Source organism: Solibacillus sp. FSL K6-1523 (assembly GCF_038005225.1).
GTDB lineage: Bacteria > Bacillota > Bacilli > Bacillales_A > Planococcaceae > Solibacillus.
In genome coordinates this window covers 3,352,533-3,369,538 of sequence record NZ_JBBOSU010000001.1, presented here as the reverse complement: position 1 = coordinate 3,369,538, position 17,006 = coordinate 3,352,533, and the positions used below count along the sequence as shown (strand labels likewise).

Sequence of the window (17,006 nt, the reverse complement as noted above, 5' to 3'; positions counted from 1 at the left end):
AGTATGAAATTGTGTTTGTTTTCAGTTAATGGGGTGTTTCCTTACAGTGAACAAATCGGTGTCATTTTAGATGATGTCGTTATAGATGTTGCAGCTACGTACCGCTCTTATTTGAGAGAAAATAAGATTGTCGATATAAACCGCGTTGAGGAAGTAGCTGCTATGTATATACCTAAAGATATGACGGCTTTTATAGAAGGCGGAGAACTTTCGATGAAGGCAGTCGATGAGGCAGTCGAATTTGCTCGGCAACATGCTACAAGTACATGGGAGAAGCACACGTATCCTTTTGATAATGTAAAACTTCATCCCCCAATTAAGAAACCGCCAACTGTTAGGGACTTCTTATCCTTTGAGTTGCATTATAAAAATTCACTAGGAGGAGAAGTGCCAGAAGTTTGGTATGAGCGTCCAATTTATTATAAAACAGTTGCATCGACTATTATTGGACCTGAGGAAATATGCTATTGGCCGTCTTATTCTAAGGTGATGGATTATGAGCTTGAAATTGCTTGTATCCTTGGAAAACGAGGAGTGAATTTATCACCAAAAGAAGCCGAAAAGCATATTTTCGGCTACATGATTTATAACGACTTTAGCGCAAGGGATACGCAGCTTCGTGAAATGGAAGGGCGGCTTGGTCCAGCAAAAGGAAAAGACTTTTGTACATCAATGGGTCCGTATATAGTTACAGCAGATGAAATTGAAAATGTATATAACTTGAAAATGACAGCAAAAGTAAATGGTGAATTATGGAGTGAAGGAAACACATCTACAATGTATCGAACATTTGCGGATATTATTAGTTACGTTTCACAAGGAGAGCCTGTTGTACCAGGTGATATTTTTGGATCGGGTACAGTTGGTAATGGCTGTGGATTAGAACTAGGTAAGTTTTTGAACGATGGGGATATTGTTGAATTAGAAATTGAGCAATTAGGTGTTTTAAGAAATCAAATTAAAGTTACGAAAGAGGTGTAACCAGTATGAAAAAATACGGAACTTTATTAGTCGTATCCCTATTCATTTTATTATTAACAGCGTGTGGGAATAGTGAATCCAGTTCAAGTGACACTTCAACAAAAGTTGCAGGTAATCAAAGTAATAATGACGAAATATTTTTATTTAAAGCGACTGTACAAGCGCCACAAGCCGCGGCTTTATCACAAGGTTTTGACGCTTTGTTAGACTCAATTGAATTAGAGTCAGATGGTCGTATTAAATTTGAACGTTATTATGGAGATGCCCTTGTAAAACCAGCCGATGCAGCGGATGCGGTTGGTGCAGGAATTGCAGATATAGCATTATTAGCACCAAGTTATACGCCAGCAAATAATCCTTTGGGTACAATTGAGTCAATGCCTGCTTTATGGGTGGATCAGTGGACAGGAACACGCGCTTTACTTGATTTGTATAAAGAGTTTCCTGAACTTCGAGAGGAATTTGAAAACCGTAATATTGCAGTACTAGGTGCATGGGCTTTACCAACATACCATATTATTTCAAAAAAAGATGTTTCTTCATTTGAAGATGTTAAAGGCTTAAAAGTAATTGCTGCAGGTGGGCAAGCTTTAATGGCTGAGGCATTAGGTGCTATTTCAGTAGGCGTAACAATGCCGGAAAGCTTTGAAGCAATGGAGCGTGGTGCTGTGGATGGTGGATTTTTAGGATATACTTCTGCTTCCACGTATGGTATTCATGAAATTGCAAAAAGCGTTTGGACTATTCCGGTAGGAAGCCAAGGTGGTGTCTTTGGTATGAATATGGATAAATATAATAAGTTGCCAGACGACCTAAAAAAAATTCTTGATGATGCATCTATTGAAAATGCCGCAACTTTTCATGAAATATATCAAATAAATAGCGATGAAACAGTAGCAATTAAAAAATTTGAACAATCAGGTGTGAAAATTAACGAGGCGACAGAAGAGGATTTAAAAGAGCTACAACAAATGGCGAAGGAAAAGGTTTGGAAGAAATGGATTGAAAGTCCGGAACGTAATGGTAAACCAGCAGAAGAAATATTAAATCGATTCCTTGAATTAATTGAACAATACGATCAAGAATTCCAAAATACAGGTCTTCCAAAATAGGATGTGATGAAGTTGGAAATATTAATAAAAATTCAAAAAAAAATCGAATTATCTTTAGTCTATTTAGCTGGAGTGTTGTTAATTCTGCTGATGATTGTCATATCAGCAGAGTCTCTTTTGAGGAAATTCGCAAATTATAGTATACCTGGGATTTTCGAAATTGCCTCCCAACTAATGGTTGGTATAACGATTTTAGGAATCGCTTATGTACAGTCTGAAAAAGAGCATATTCAAGTGGACATTATGAATAAAGTGTTTTCGCAGTTTTTACTTAAAGTAACAGATTTCTTTTCGTATTTAATCGGTCTTTTTTTAGCGAGTATTTTTGGCTATCAAGGCTTTTTTAAGTTCATAGAATCCTATCAAACAGGGGAAACTGCAATGGGGATTATTTCGGTACCATTTTGGCCAGGAAGACTTGCAATATTTTTAGCAATGTTTCTATTATGTACACGTTTCTTAATTGACATTATTTTATTGTTTATGAATAAAGAAAGGGTGGCAGCTACATTTACAGAAGCTCCAGATGTCATAAAAATAGAAGAAGATTTTATACAGCAATCACAATATGTAGATCAGCGATAATCGAATATAGAAAATAATTAGGTAGGTGATGACAATGAGTTCCGTGATGATAGGTGTAATAGGTATAATTATCGTCATAGCACTATTAATGCTTCGAGTGCCAGTTGCATTAGCAATGGGTATTGTAGGTTTTGGAGGATATTGGATTATTAGTGGAGCGAATCCAACATTGAAGTTGATGGGAATGGTTCCGTTCTCTACAACCGCAAACTATACATTTACAGTGATTCCTCTCTTTATATTAATGGGGTACTTTGTATTTTACGGACAGTTAGCTACGAATATGTTTTCTGCTATTAATGTTTGGTTTGATAGAGTGCGAGGGGGGATTTGCTACGCTACAATTGTAGGTGGTGCAGCATTTGGCGCAGCGAATGGATCAGGACCAGCTTCAACGGCTACATTAGCGAAGATTACGATTCCAGAAATGGAGCGTTTAGGTGTAAATAGAAGGTTAGCATACGGAATTGTTGCTTCAGCAGGCCCATTAGCACAAATGATACCTCCTTCCATGTTAATGATTATTTATGCAATTTTAGCGGAGCAATCGGTAAGTAAGCTATTAATTGCAGGAATTATACCTGGATTAATTATCGCATTTGGTTATATGATAACGGTGTATATTTTATTGAAAAGAAACCCTGAGCTTGCACTAAAGATGGAACGTCAACCATTGAGTGTAAAAATGAAGGAACTAAAAGGGATTTGGGGAATCACTTTATTAATTGGTGCTATTATGGCTGGTTTATATTTAGGCTTTTTTACACCTACGGAAGCAGGGGCAATTGGAGCGACATTGGCATTGCTTATCACACTGTTTTCAGGAAAACTATCATTAGAGGGATTTAAACTATCTATTATTGAGTCGATTAAAACGACAGCTACCGTATTTTTAATTATTATATCTTCCTTCTTATTTGGTTATTTTTTAGGGATTTCACAGATACCTAATACAGTATCAAGCTTTTTAACTGGTCTTGATGTCCATCCGATGTTCGTCATGTTTGGAATATGTTTGATGTATATTTTTTTAGGTATGTTTATTGATATGTTATCAGCTATGTTTTTAACGATCCCTATTATTTTACCTGCAGTTATCAATTTAGGGTTTGATCCAATTTGGTTTGGTGTAATCGTCGTTTTTTTAGCAGAAATTTCATTAGTGACACCCCCATTTGGGCTCAGTATATTTATGATACAAGGAGCTGTAAAGGGGAGCGAATATACAGAAATATTAAAAGGCTCCTTCCCATTTATTGTTACAGATTTTATTGTTTTATTTATCTTCCTATTCTTCCCTCAGATTATATTATTTTTACCAAATTTAATGTAAGAGTAAAATGGTGCCTTGCGAATTTTATCGTAAGGTTTTTTTCTTGTGCATTTAAAAAAACAAGCATAGACTAATATTTTGCGAGTCTAAGTATTGGAGGTGGGAGAATGCCAAAACAAGTTTGGCTTTTAATAATTGGAACATTTGTCAATACCGTCGGAAATTCATTTTTATGGCCATTAAATAGTATTTATATACATGATTATTTAGGAAAGACGTTAACAATGGCAGGCTTTGTTTTAATGCTCAATTCGTTAGCAGGTGTGTTTGGTAATGTATTAGGCGGTATATTGTTTGATAAGCTTGGCGGGTATAAAACAATTTTAATCGGTGTCGTTTTCAATTTAATTTCAATTACCTTACTTACGATTTGGCATGAATGGCCGCAGTATATTATTTTCTTAACGATGCTCGGGTTTAGTGGGGGGATTGTCTTTCCCGCACTTTATGCTATTGCGGGGAGTGCTTGGCCAGAAGGGGGCAGAAAATCGTTCAATGCTATCTTTTTAGCAAATAATGTAGGGGTAGCGATTGGACCAGCACTTGCAGGGCTCATCGCAGATATTCAATTTGAATGGGTATTTATTTCGAATTTAGTTTCTTACATCGTGTTTTTCTTGATTGTCATCTTTACATTTAAGCGCTTTGATTCGGCAAAAGTAACAACGAAAAAAGTATCTTCAGAAATGAATGAACCAAAAGCGAAGGCACCTCTTATTGCATTAACTATTTTAAGTGTTTCATTGGTATTATGCTGGCTTTCTTATTCACAATGGAGTGCAACGATTTCATCTTATACGCAATCTCTAGGCATGAGTTTGTCGCAATACAGTTTATTATGGACATTGAACGGCTTTATGATTGTAGCAGTTCAACCAATTATTAAACCGCTTGTGACGCGCTGGGAAAAGAAAATTAAACATCAGCTTGTACTTGGTTTAGCATTAATGTCTGTTTCATTTTTCGTCGTATATTTTGCAGGAGACTTTAAAATGTTTGCCGCAGCAATGGTCATTTTGACTTTAGGAGAAGTATTTTTCTCACCAGTTATCCCGATGCTTGCTAATAAAATGGCGCCACCTGGACAAGAAGGGTTTTATCAAGGGTTAGTGAACAGTGCAACAACGGTAGGAAGAATGATTGGTCCGTTATTTGGTGGAATAATGGTTGATTTATACGGAATGCAAGTATTAATGCTTATTTTATCGGTTATATTGATTGTAGCAATTATACCTTGTTTATTATTTGACCGAGGACTGAAAACGAAGGTATTTTGATAAAGGGGTCCCTGAGATGTCGGAATTATCGGTGAATAACAAACAACCACTTGTGCTTTTGGCTACAATCCGATAAAATGAATGGAATAATAAAAATGACTGTGATAAGGAATAGTAGACGGTTCTTCCTTGTAGAGAGCTAGCGGTTGGTGAAAGCTAGTAGGTAGTAAGTCGAACTCGCCTTTGAGTTAGCTTTGGTGAACGAATAGTAACTAAAAGCCGTGTATTCGCGTTAAGAAGTCAAGCTGAGTGCAGTGTCACTAATGTGGGTGGTACCGCGGGAGTATATAATAACTCTCGTCCCTTCTTTTATAAGAATGGGGCGGGATTTTTTTGTTTTTCAAATATTCTGCAAATTCAACTTGGATTATTAACGAGCTATGTATACATTTTTAAGGGAAATCACATAAGAAAGTATAGAACCTTGCGCAATCTCGTACAAGAAATAACTTTCTAATCACAGCAATCGCAAAATAGAGGAGGAATTTTCGTGAGCTTTAATCATCAACAAGTCGAAAAGAAATGGCAGAAATATTGGGCCGACAACAAAACGTTTAAAACGGAAAATGAAGGGGATAAACCAAAGTTTTATGCACTGGATATGTTCCCGTACCCATCAGGTGCAGGTCTACACGTAGGACATCCTGAAGGGTATACAGCAACAGATATTCTTTCACGTTTTAAACGTATGCAAGGCTATAATGTCCTGCATCCAATGGGCTGGGATGCATTTGGTTTACCAGCAGAGCAATATGCACTAGATACAGGAAATGACCCTGCTGAATTTACAGCGAAAAACATCGCAACATTCAAGCGTCAAATCCAAGAGCTTGGCTTTTCTTATGATTGGGATCGTGAAATTAATACGACGGACCCTTCCTACTATAAATGGACACAATGGATTTTCACAAAATTAGTGGAAATGGATTTAGCTTATGTGGATGAAGTAGCTGTTAACTGGTGTGAAGCACTTGGAACAGTACTTGCCAATGAGGAAGTAATTGATGGTCTTTCTGAACGCGGTAGTCACCCAGTAGTGCGTCGTCCAATGCGTCAATGGGTGTTACGTATTACAAAATATGCGGACCGTTTAATTGATGATCTTGTGGATGTTGATTGGCCTGAATCAATTAAAGATATGCAACGTAACTGGATTGGCCGCTCTGAAGGCGCACAAGTGAAATTCACAATTGCAGGCACAGACAAAGATTTCGAAGTATTTACAACGCGTCCAGACACATTATTCGGTGCAACTTACTGCGTACTGGCACCAGAGCATAAATTAGTAGCTGAAATTACGTCAGCTGATCAAAAAGCTGCGGTAGAAGCATATTTAGAAAAAGTTTCTTTAAAATCTGATTTAGAGCGTACAGATTTAGCAAAAGAAAAAACAGGTGTGTTCACGGGTGCATATGCAGTGAATCCAATTAACGGCAAGCAAGTACCAATTTGGATTGCTGACTATGTGTTAGCTACTTACGGTACTGGTGCAATTATGGCGGTTCCAGCACATGATGAGCGCGACTATGAATTTGCTAAAGAATTTGGCTTAGACATTGTTGCTGTTTTAGATGGTGGCAACATTGAAACAGAAGCGTTCACTGGTGACGGTGCACATATCAATTCTGATTTCCTAGACGGTTTAAATAAAGAAGACGGTATTACAAAAGCAATTGATTGGTTAGTAGAAAATGGTGTCGGTGAAAAGAAAATTACGTACCGTTTACGTGACTGGTTATTCTCTCGTCAACGTTATTGGGGTGAGCCAATTCCAGTAATTCATTGGGAAGATGGCACAATGACAACGATTCCTGTTGATCAATTGCCATTAGAATTACCGAAAACAGAAAATATCCGTCCTTCAGGTACAGGTGAATCGCCACTTGCCAATATTGATGAGTGGGTAAATGTAGTACACCCAGAAACAGGCTTAAAAGGTCGTCGTGAAACGAACACAATGCCACAATGGGCAGGTTCTTCATGGTACTTCTTACGCTATATTGATCCAACAAATGATGAGGCATTAGCAGATCCAGAATTAATCAAACGTTGGTTACCAGTTGATATTTATATCGGTGGTGCGGAACATGCGGTACTTCACTTACTATACGCACGCTTCTGGCATAAAGTGCTGTACGATTTAGGCATTGTACACACGAAGGAACCATTCCAAAAGTTATTTAACCAAGGGATGATCCTAGGTGAAGGTAATGTCAAAATGTCTAAATCATTAGGAAATGTTGTCAACCCAGATGATATTATTGAATCACATGGTGCTGATACATTACGTTTATACGAAATGTTCATGGGTCCATTAGAAGCTTCTATTGCATGGAGCACAAATGGTTTAGATGGAGCGCGTCGTTTCTTAGATCGTATTTGGCGTTTATTCATAACAGAAGAAGGTCAATTAACGGAAAAAGTGCAAGTTTCAGATGATAAAACTTTAGAAAAAGTGTATCACCAAACAGTGAAAAAAGTGACGGAAAACTATGAAGGTATCCGTTTCAATACAGCAATTTCACAAATGATGGTCTTCATTAATGATGGCTATAAAGCGGACGTGATTCCAGTTGAATATGTAGAAGGCTTTGTGAAATTATTATCTCCAATTGCACCGCACGTAGCGGAAGAAATTTGGGCGATTTTAGGCCATGAAGGAACAATTGCGTACACAGAATGGCCAGTAGCTGATGAATCAAAACTTGTAGATGATGAAATCGAAATCGTTGTTCAAGTATTAGGGAAAGTCCGTGCGAAAGTGAAAGTAGCAAAAGATATTTCTAAAGAAGATTTAGAAAAAGTAGCACTTGAGGACAGCAGAGTTCAAGAGTTTATCGATGGGAAAACAGTTGTAAAAGTCGTTGTGATCCCAGGGAAATTAGTAAACATTGTTATTAAATAATTCGCTATAAATTGAAATTAATTCAAAAATGACATTTCAGCTTTTGTCTGGAATGTCATTTTTCGTATTAAAAGGAAATTGTGTATGGTATTATTTTTAAATAGGTACTGTGCGGAAAGAACTAAAATGTTTTAATAAAGGAAGTGAACACTTGTGGAAGAATCAACAATATTAATCATTGAAGATGATGCTGATATTTTAGAAGTGCTTTCATTGTATGTTCAAAATGCAGGATATCACACGTTAAAGGCGACAACCATAGAGGAAGGCTGGAAGTTAATTGCGACAGAAACAATTGATTTAATGTTAATTGATATTAACTTACCAGATGGGAACGGTGTCGATTTAGTTAAGAGAATTCGTGAACAATCGGAAGCAATCATCTTTTTTGTTACGGCCAATGATACAATTGAAGATAAGTTACAAGGCTTTGATGTCGGCGCGGCAGATTATATTACAAAACCTTTTATTCCGAAAGAAGTAATCGCCCGAATAAAGGTTCATTTAAATAAGAAAAATACCCAACGAAAACACCAATATACGTTGAATGATATTGTCATTGATTTTGAAGAGAAGTCTGTCTACAAGGCCGGAGAGAAATTACATCTCTATACAAAAGAAAGACAAATATTATTTTATTTGGTTGAACATAGAAATCAAGTATTAAGTGTTGATCAAATTATTAATAATGTATGGGGATTTGAAGAAATCGTTGACTTGAAAGCGGTTACGGTACATATAAGCATGCTTAGAAAAAAAATAGAAGAAAACTCTGCGAAACCAAAAATTATACAAACAGTAAGAGGGTTTGGTTATAAATTTAATACGAATATTGACGAGTAAAAAAGTTGATAATCCAATCGTAGTGGATGCATAAAAAAGAGGTTGGCTCATATGTACGAGCCAATCTCTTTTTCATGATCATGAATTTTTCATGCTAAATGATCAGTTGCTGATTGGGGGGAAATAAATCTAAAAGATTTGAAAGCGAAGAGTATCTCTACCATCTCCAGTTAAGTCTACTAAGTATTGCTCCAATTCGGTTACAGAAATTTTGACGATATTCGGTAAATAATTGAATAGCGTGTTAGGATGTTCAGAATCATAAATAACACATGTTTTTGTACAGTTATTATTTTCTGATAGCCATAAAACTTCTTCAAGTATTGCATCGGTCGGAAGGATATGGGGAAAAATTCGCTCAGCATGCATTAAGCCGATAAGCGCCGTAAATAAAAAATGTTTTTGAAATGGTGCATCTACTAAAAGCAGTACATGTTTGTCATAGTCATTATGATCGACCAATTCTTCTATTTTTTGCTTCATTAACGCATCTATATACGACGTAACCTGTTGATAGCGACTTTCTGAGATCGTTTGTTGCTTTTGTAAAAGATTTAAAATGCGATATACCGGTATAAAAATCTTTATATAAAACTCAGAGGCTTTAAAATTGTCCACAAGCTTTAAATACGTTTTCTTCGCATGTTCAACATTTGCGCCAATCAGTTCATTGTAAAAATTATTGAGCACATGTGTAAAGTTTTCCGGCTGATAGGAAATTAACTTTTTGATTGTGACATGATTATTAATGGATACGTGGAAAGCCTGGCCTGTTTCAATATATTTTACTCTAGGTGATGTTGGAAATTGCGGATTACTTTTTTCAACAATTGCGTGTTTTCCATCTGAAAGGAGCACAAGTGAATTTTCAGGATAAATTCTAATAAAATCTACAAATTGTGTTAATAATTCATCATTGAATATGTGCGCATCTCGATATAAGAGGCTAAATGCATCAGCAGCACGCAATGCATCCCTATAAACACGTTTCATTGTAATCGCTGAATACACATCTATAATTTGTAAAATTTCTAATTCTATCGTAAAATCCTGAGCAAATGAAGACCGTGGATAACCTTTCCCATCTTTACGTTCATGATGAGATTCCGCTAAATACGCAAAATCGGATAAACCAAGTTCTTTGAAAATGGCAGCGCCTTCAATTGTATGTCTTTTCATAATTTCGAATTCTTGTATAGTTAGTTTACTAGGCTTTTGCAAAATAGCGAGAGGGATTTTAAGTTTGCCAATGTCATGTAATAGGTAGCCTGTTGCAAGCCGTTCTAAATTTTTCAAACGCATTTTTCTAGCAAACAATGTACCGAGAATAAATGCATCAATACAATGCAAATAAGAATAATAATCCCAATTTTTAAGCCGAATTAAATAATCTCGATAAGATAAATTGCTTAAAATTTTGTCATAAAGGTCGGTTAAATATAATATATCTGCTTCATTTTTTAAAATTTGTCCGTAGCGAATTTCGGTATCTAGTTCAGCTAAAAGAGAGTAAAATTCAACAGTTGTGTAGGCTAAGGGGGTGGCTGTCGGGTTTGAAATATCTACAATACTTAAAAGTAGCTCATCCCAATCAAACATTTGCTCATCGGGTGAGGAATGGACAACCGCTTGGTCAACATATTGATCGTGATGTGGATTCCGATAAACAGTGACAAAATGAACACTGTTCTTCTTCAATAAATCAATTGCTTTAGAGGAGAGTGGATTATCTTTTTTCATTAATAGTCTGCGATTAACGAATATATCATTTGATAAAATATCACCGATTGTAACATCATGAATAGAAATTTGTACTGTGTTTGACAAGGGAAGAACACTCCTTTAAATTTTGTAATGATTATCATTATGAATGTGACGTAGGCTACAAAGAAATAATCTAGTGAAAAACTAATGGTAGATTACTAATAAATAGTATGTATTTGGTTGGCTTCCTTAAATTTTATTTGTTCTATATTAGTATAACGAACGATTCTCTCCGTTCAATGTAGATATTCTAATAGAAATTCTTATAAAGTATTTGCTCGTTTAGGCTGGCTAAGCACATGAGGCGCACAGCTTTGTTGTCACAAATCTGCACGACTCATCTTTGTGCTTTGTGCAAAGGCCAGCCTAGTATGAAGTTTTCCGTTCTAAAATCTGTCTCAATTGAGTGCGTCGCTGCCGTGGGAGGCGACGTATTCTCAGTAAGATTTCGATTCTATTAGGATGTTCGTTTCATAAGTTGAAAATATAAATTAATAGTGAATAGTAATGGATGGAAATTGTGAAAATCATCTCATTGGAAATTCGCTGATTATTCTGTCGATATCTACACTTTATAATAAATAAAGTGCTATGTCTATGAAAAAGGTCACGTTAATGGAGGAGGGAGTCTATCGGAAAGTGTTATATAAATAGCAGTTGAAATACGTTATTCATAAGGCAAAATGACTATTTAGTACATAGTTATTTTATGTAATACTATATAGATAAATGATTTTGATCATTTATAGATTTAATAGAAGAAAGTAGTGTATAAAAATGGCACAAGCATCACATTCAGTTCAAATTCCAGTAAGTCAAGATAAAGTATGGAGTTTTGTAAGTAAAATTGAAAAATGGGCAACTTTAGTTCCGGCGTATAAAGAGCACACAGAAATCGATGATCAAACATCGAAGTGGACTTTTGAAGGGAATTTTAAAGGCCTAAAGAAAAAAGTAGAACTTGAAATTAAAATTATCGAGTTTAACGAACCATCAAATATTAAATTTGAAATTAAAGGTTTATCGGATAACTTCAAAGGTGGCGGCGAATTCAAAGCTGAAGTAAGCGGAAGTGGCACGTTGATGACAGGCACTGTAGAAATTAATGCAGGTGGCTTATCAGGTGCGGTTTTAACACCAGCGATTAAAGTTCTATTACCAAAAGTAACATCACGTTTAACAGAAAAAATCGCACGTACAATTCAAGCGTAATAGCAAGGCTCATTAAATAACCGATAAGTGGTCATATATAGTCTTGCAAGAATTTAATAACAAAAGTGGAAGTACCTCAACATCGATGTACTTCCACTTTTGATTTAGGAATAAACCAACCCATGATAAATATCACATCATCTACATGACATTTTTCTCTACTACTCATCCGGCACCTCAATTATACTTATCGTAAGAAAGAGGTGCATCGGCGTGACACAAATAATGACAAAACAAAGTAGCTATAGTGCAAAAGAGGAATTTTGGAATGGTTTGACACATGGAATTGCCGCGTTGTTAACGATACCGGCAACACTATTATTAATTGAAAAAGCTCAAATGAATGGGTCACAAACGGAAATGATTAGCTATATCATTTTTGGTATCTCAATGTTTTGCTTATATTTTGCTTCTACGATGTATCATATTTGGCCGACACATAAAGTTTTTTTGAAGAAACTTGATCATAGCTCTATTTTTCTTTTAATTGCGGGTACATATACACCTGTTGTTTTAGTTGCCATAGGTGGGAATCTCGGTTGGACGATTTTTATTATTCAATGGGTACTCGCAGCGATTGGCATTCTACTAAAACAATTTTTTGTATATCGCTTTAAGATGGTTTCGTTGCTTGTTTATATTGCGATGGGCTGGATTATTATATTTGTTGCAAAGCCATTATTAGCCCATATATCATGGGAAGGCTTTTTCACATTGCTTGTCGGAGGCCTTTGTTATACAGTGGGCACGTACTTTTATAAAAATAAGCGAATCCCTTACAATCACGCGATTTGGCATGTATTTGTTGTAGCTGGAAGCGCCGCAATGTTTGCCGCAATCTATTTCTACGTATAAGGAAATTTTGAATATAAAAGGACATCCACTCAAATTCTAATGGATGTCCTTTTTCATATTGTTTGAAAGAATCTTATATACTCGCAGTAAATTTTTCGATGAGATCCTGTAAATACTCATCATATTTTTCATTAGTGCATTTTTTCATTTGCAGTAAAATACGGTTTAGAAAATCTTTATTTTCCATAAATTGATCGGGTATCGTGTTATAAAGCTGCTCATGATGAAAATTTTCCTGATCTAAATAAAGTTCAAAGTAATAGCCTAATTTATCATCTTCGTTAAACATATGCATCATGCACTCAATTTCATAGCATTGCATAATAAATTCATGGCTAAATCCGGCTTTTACGGTAAAGGAAATATGACCACCTAAATGATCAATTGTAAAAGGACTAACATTTGAAATGAGCTTATCCCCGTTATAAAGCCAAAATAGTGCGTTTGTTTGCCGATTGGTAGAAAATGATGTAATCCCCTGAGGTGCTTGGCTTAAAAAGAATTGCTTTGCTTGCGCTGCATGGATTGTTGTTTCTGGGTCCTCTGCCGTGATCAAAGCATTTAAATTGCTTGAAATGGTTTGTAAAAACGCAGGGCTTTTTTGTATATGTTCAACAATTTTCTTCATTTGATTTGGAAAGATAGTTGGCATATTATTCAAATCGATCGCTAAAGACATGCCTAATCCATTTTTACTTAAGCCAAGTATTAATTGAAGAGGCACATTTTTAGCATAATTCTCTTGTATTTCATAATAGCAATTCGCACGAACGAGAAATCCAAATTCCTCCGCATTAAAATCCTGCATTCGATAGGATGTTAATTGGAGTTGCATCTGCTCATCCGTGGCCAAATATAGCGTTGTTAGTGAATCTTGATTATTTTGCATGTTTCGGATCCCCCCTCGTATTGTTGCTTAATATTACTTCGTTATTTGAGAACTATATTCACCGGCACTCATTCCCGCAATACGTCCTGTTACGAGTGCTGAAGTAATATTGTAACCGCCTGTATAGCCGTGGATATCTAAAATTTCACCACAGAAATAAAGTCCAAGCTTTTTCTTAGAAGCCATCGTTTTCGGCTCGATTTCTTTTACGGAAACACCGCCCCCCGTAACGAACGCTTTTTCGATTGGTTGTGTACCATGCGCATCCATTGTAAAGCTAATTAGTTCGCGCGCAAGATTTCGAATCTTTTCTTGTGATAATTCAATACCCGTCATGCTTGGGTCAATACTTGCTCGCTCCATTAAAAAGAGTAGCCAGCGTTCAGGAACGAGTGCTTTCCATAAGTTTTTTACCGCTTTTTTCGGGTCTTCTTTAATCGTTTTATTGAGCATTTGGAAGCATGTTTCTTCATTGTATGCTGTTAATGACTGAATTCGAACTTGAACAGGTGCACTCCCTGTTTTTAATTGTTCTTTCACGATAAATTGACTGCATCTTAAAATGGCTGGACCGCTTAAGCCGAAATGGGTAAAGAGCATGTCCATTTGATGGGTAACGAGTGTTTTGCCCTTTTTATTTAATACAGAAACTGCTACATCACGCAGTGCCAACCCTTGTAGTTCTCGTGATTGGATAAATGGTTCTTTTGATGTGACAGGTACTTCTGTAGGGAATAATGTTGTCACCGTATGACCTGCGCGCTCTGCCCAAGGATATCCGTCTCCCGTAGAGCCTGTTTGTGGAACGGCTTTACCACCGACTGCAACAACGACTGCTTTTGCACGAATTTCTTCGCCACTAGCTAAACGGACACCGTAAATTTGTTCATCATCCATTAATAGCTTATTCACAGCTGTATGGAATCGAACATCTACTTGAAGTCTTTTTAATTCTTTTTCTAATGCACCGACAACATCATGTGCGTTATCAGAAACGGGGAACATGCGACCATGATCCTCTTCCTTCAATGGAACGCCAAGACCTTCAAAAAATTCGATAATATTTTCGTTATTATAAACGGTAAAAGGACTATATAAAAAACGGCCATTACCAGGGATATGTTTGACGATTTCCTCCGCCGATAAACGGTTTGTGACGTTGCATCGACCTCCGCCAGAAATCGCTAATTTTTTTCCGAGCTTGGAACCTTTTTCAATAAGCATTACTTTTTTATGCTGCTCAGCTGCAGCGATTGCGGCCATTAATCCAGACGGGCCACCACCAATTACTATTACATCAATCATTGGATATTTCTCGCTTTCTCTATAAGAAAATTTGTAGTTCAAGTATGATCTATAAGACTTATTATACATGAAACAAAGAAACTATTTGAGTAAATGGGCTTTCAGTTGTAAACTTGTTAAAGGAAAGGTACGGGAACTTCGTATTTAAGATTCCGTCGATTAGGAAGAGCGACTGAAAATATAGATGAAGAATAATAATTGATTTTTGTAATATAATATTGGATGAATAGAAATAAACTTTAGTGAATTTTACATAGAACGGAAGGTTATGCATGTCTTCATTAATGAAGGGAACGGCGATTTTAACGATTGGATTATTTTTATCCAAGCTTTTAGGACTAGTTTATATTTTTCCATTTTACGCAATTGTTGGAGAAGAAAATATTGGTTTATATAATTATGCGTATATCCCATACAATATTATGCTATCGATTGCAATTTCAGGCTTGCCGATTGCGGTGTCGAAATTTGTATCTAAATATAATGCATTAGGTGATTATGATGCGGGACGTCGCTTAGTTAAAACCGGTGGACTACTTATGATAATTACAGGGGTTATCGCGTTTATTGTGATGAACTTGTTAGCAACCCCGATTGCCAATATTGTCATTGATAGTAAGGAACAAGTGTTTACTGTTGAGCAAGTAGCCGATGTTATTCAATGGGTGAGCTATGCGTTAATTTTAGTACCATTTATGAGTTTAATGCGCGGTTATTTACAAGGGTATGGTCATTTTTTACCGACTTCCGTGTCACAATTGATTGAACAAATTGCCCGTATCGTCTTTTTATTAGGCGGGGTATTCATCGTTATGAATGTACTTGGCGGCGACCCTGTTACAGCAGTTAACGTTTCGGTATTTGCAGCGTTTATCGGTTCGGTTGGAGGGCTTGCTGCGTTATTTTATTTTTGGAAAAAGCTACGTCCTGAAATAAAGGCACTTCAAGTTGTTGCACCGAAAGAATATCAATTGCCTTATTCGACGATGTATAAGGAAGTTTTTAAGTATGCGATCCCAATCGTATTCGTCGGTCTTGGAAGCTCATTATTCCAACTAGTGGATTTGTTAACATTTAACCGCGCCATGATTGCTGGTGGTGTCCCTGGCGAATTAACAGATAAATATTTTACGATGTTAAACTTATTAACGCAGAAGATCGTTATGATTCCAGTTGTGTTGGCGACAGGATTTTCGATGGCAATCATACCGACTGTTGCGAAGTTTTATGCACAAAAGGACCTTATTCAAGTGCGAGCGGCAATGGATAAAACGTATCAAGTGTTATTATTCATCACCGTACCCGCTGCATTAGGAATTTCAGCTTTATCAGAAGATTTATATCATTTCTTCTATGAAAAAAGTGAAATGGGAGCGCAAATTTTAAGTCATTATGCTCCACTTGCAATATTATTTGCATTATTTACTGTAACAGCTGCTATTTTACAAGGTATTGATTATCAAAAGTGGGTAGTATTTAGCCTATTAGTCGGAGTGTTTACGAAAACCATTTTAAATACACCTTTCATTAAAATGTGGTCTGTTGACGGTGCGATCATCGCCACAGCAATTGGTTACGGCGTGACGATAGCTATTAACGTTGCGGTCATTAGCAAAGTAACGGAATACAAGGCAAAGATTATTTTGCGTAGGATATTATTAATCTTTATTTTAACGGGTGTGATGATTCTTTCAGTATTAGTAACTCATGTCGTATTAACATGGATTTCGCCAGCTGACTCGAAAATTTTAGCCTTTATTTATGCGGTTATTTGTGCAGTAGTTGGAGGCACTATTTACGGCGTAATATCTTACAAACTTGGTTTAGCACAAGCATTACTTGGTGATAAAATGACAAAAATTGCACGTAAATTAAAATTAATTAAATAAAAGATGAACGAACACATTCCATTCGTTGTGATGGGGTGTGTTTTATTTGAAAATAA

13 protein-coding genes and 1 other annotated feature are annotated in these 17,006 nt (G+C 36.3%); of the genes, 10 read left to right on the top strand and 3 right to left on the bottom strand.

Translation table 11 applies throughout. The features are described from left to right. The first annotated feature begins 3 nt into the window (after positions 1–3). The 7 genes from MHI10_RS16205 (at position 4) to MHI10_RS16175 (ending at position 9,036) form a co-directional block, all read left to right on the top strand. Positions 4–981, top strand: a complete 978-nt coding sequence (locus MHI10_RS16205) for a fumarylacetoacetate hydrolase family protein (RefSeq protein WP_340787261.1) — start codon at positions 4–6, stop codon at positions 979–981. A 5-nt stretch (positions 982–986) separates the two neighbouring features. After that, positions 987–2,093, top strand: coding sequence for a TRAP transporter substrate-binding protein DctP (dctP, locus tag MHI10_RS16200; RefSeq protein ID WP_340787260.1), 1,107 nt, complete (start codon positions 987–989; stop codon positions 2,091–2,093). A 12-nt stretch (positions 2,094–2,105) separates the two neighbouring features. Beyond that, positions 2,106–2,678 (top strand): TRAP transporter small permease subunit, encoded by a 573-nt coding sequence (locus MHI10_RS16195; RefSeq protein WP_340787258.1) that lies wholly within the window; start codon positions 2,106–2,108, stop codon positions 2,676–2,678. 34 nt (positions 2,679–2,712) lie between these two features. After that, complete coding sequence (locus MHI10_RS16190; RefSeq protein ID WP_340787256.1) at positions 2,713–4,011, top strand: TRAP transporter large permease; 1,299 nt, start codon at positions 2,713–2,715, stop codon at positions 4,009–4,011. A 107-nt stretch (positions 4,012–4,118) separates the two neighbouring features. After that, the gene (locus MHI10_RS16185; RefSeq protein WP_340787254.1) at positions 4,119–5,288 is read left to right on the top strand and encodes an MDR family MFS transporter; all 1,170 of its coding nucleotides are present in this window, start codon (positions 4,119–4,121) and stop codon (positions 5,286–5,288) included. 92 nt (positions 5,289–5,380) lie between these two features. After that, positions 5,381–5,596: a binding site (T-box leader), on the top strand. Positions 5,597–5,778: 182 nt separating this feature from the next. Continuing rightward, entirely contained in the window at positions 5,779–8,193 is a 2,415-nt protein-coding gene (gene leuS / locus MHI10_RS16180; RefSeq protein ID WP_340787253.1) for a leucine--tRNA ligase, read from the top strand. 153 nt (positions 8,194–8,346) lie between these two features. Then, on the top strand, positions 8,347–9,036 hold the full coding sequence (locus MHI10_RS16175; RefSeq protein WP_340787252.1) for a response regulator transcription factor: 690 nt from the start codon (positions 8,347–8,349) through the stop codon (positions 9,034–9,036). A gap of 129 nt (positions 9,037–9,165) precedes the next feature. Here MHI10_RS16175 and MHI10_RS16170 read toward each other — a convergent pair whose 3' ends face one another. Beyond that, a complete protein-coding gene (locus MHI10_RS16170) occupies positions 9,166–10,863 on the bottom strand; it encodes an HD-GYP domain-containing protein (protein WP_340787250.1) in 1,698 nt (565 codons plus the stop codon). A gap of 714 nt (positions 10,864–11,577) precedes the next feature. On the opposite strand from MHI10_RS16170, the gene MHI10_RS16165 reads away from it, so the two are divergent. Further along, positions 11,578–12,012: a CoxG family protein gene (locus tag MHI10_RS16165; RefSeq protein ID WP_340787248.1), complete on the top strand. Its 435-nt coding sequence runs from the start codon at positions 11,578–11,580 to the stop codon at positions 12,010–12,012. Positions 12,013–12,225: 213 nt separating this feature from the next. Then, a complete protein-coding gene (trhA, locus tag MHI10_RS16160; protein WP_340787247.1) occupies positions 12,226–12,867 on the top strand; it encodes a PAQR family membrane homeostasis protein TrhA in 642 nt (213 codons plus the stop codon). Positions 12,868–12,940: 73 nt separating this feature from the next. On the opposite strand, the gene MHI10_RS16155 is transcribed toward trhA, so the two are convergent. Both MHI10_RS16155 and MHI10_RS16150 read right to left on the bottom strand, forming a co-directional pair. Continuing rightward, positions 12,941–13,756, bottom strand: coding sequence for a cysteine methyltransferase (locus tag MHI10_RS16155; protein ID WP_340787244.1), 816 nt, complete (start codon positions 13,754–13,756; stop codon positions 12,941–12,943). Between the two features lie 33 nt (positions 13,757–13,789). Continuing rightward, positions 13,790–15,061, bottom strand: coding sequence for a BaiN/RdsA family NAD(P)/FAD-dependent oxidoreductase (locus MHI10_RS16150; RefSeq protein WP_340787243.1), 1,272 nt, complete (start codon positions 15,059–15,061; stop codon positions 13,790–13,792). A gap of 272 nt (positions 15,062–15,333) precedes the next feature. On the opposite strand from MHI10_RS16150, the gene MHI10_RS16145 reads away from it, so the two are divergent. Continuing rightward, positions 15,334–16,950 (top strand): putative polysaccharide biosynthesis protein, encoded by a 1,617-nt coding sequence (locus MHI10_RS16145; protein WP_340787240.1) that lies wholly within the window; start codon positions 15,334–15,336, stop codon positions 16,948–16,950. Positions 16,951–17,006: the final 56 nt, after the last annotated feature.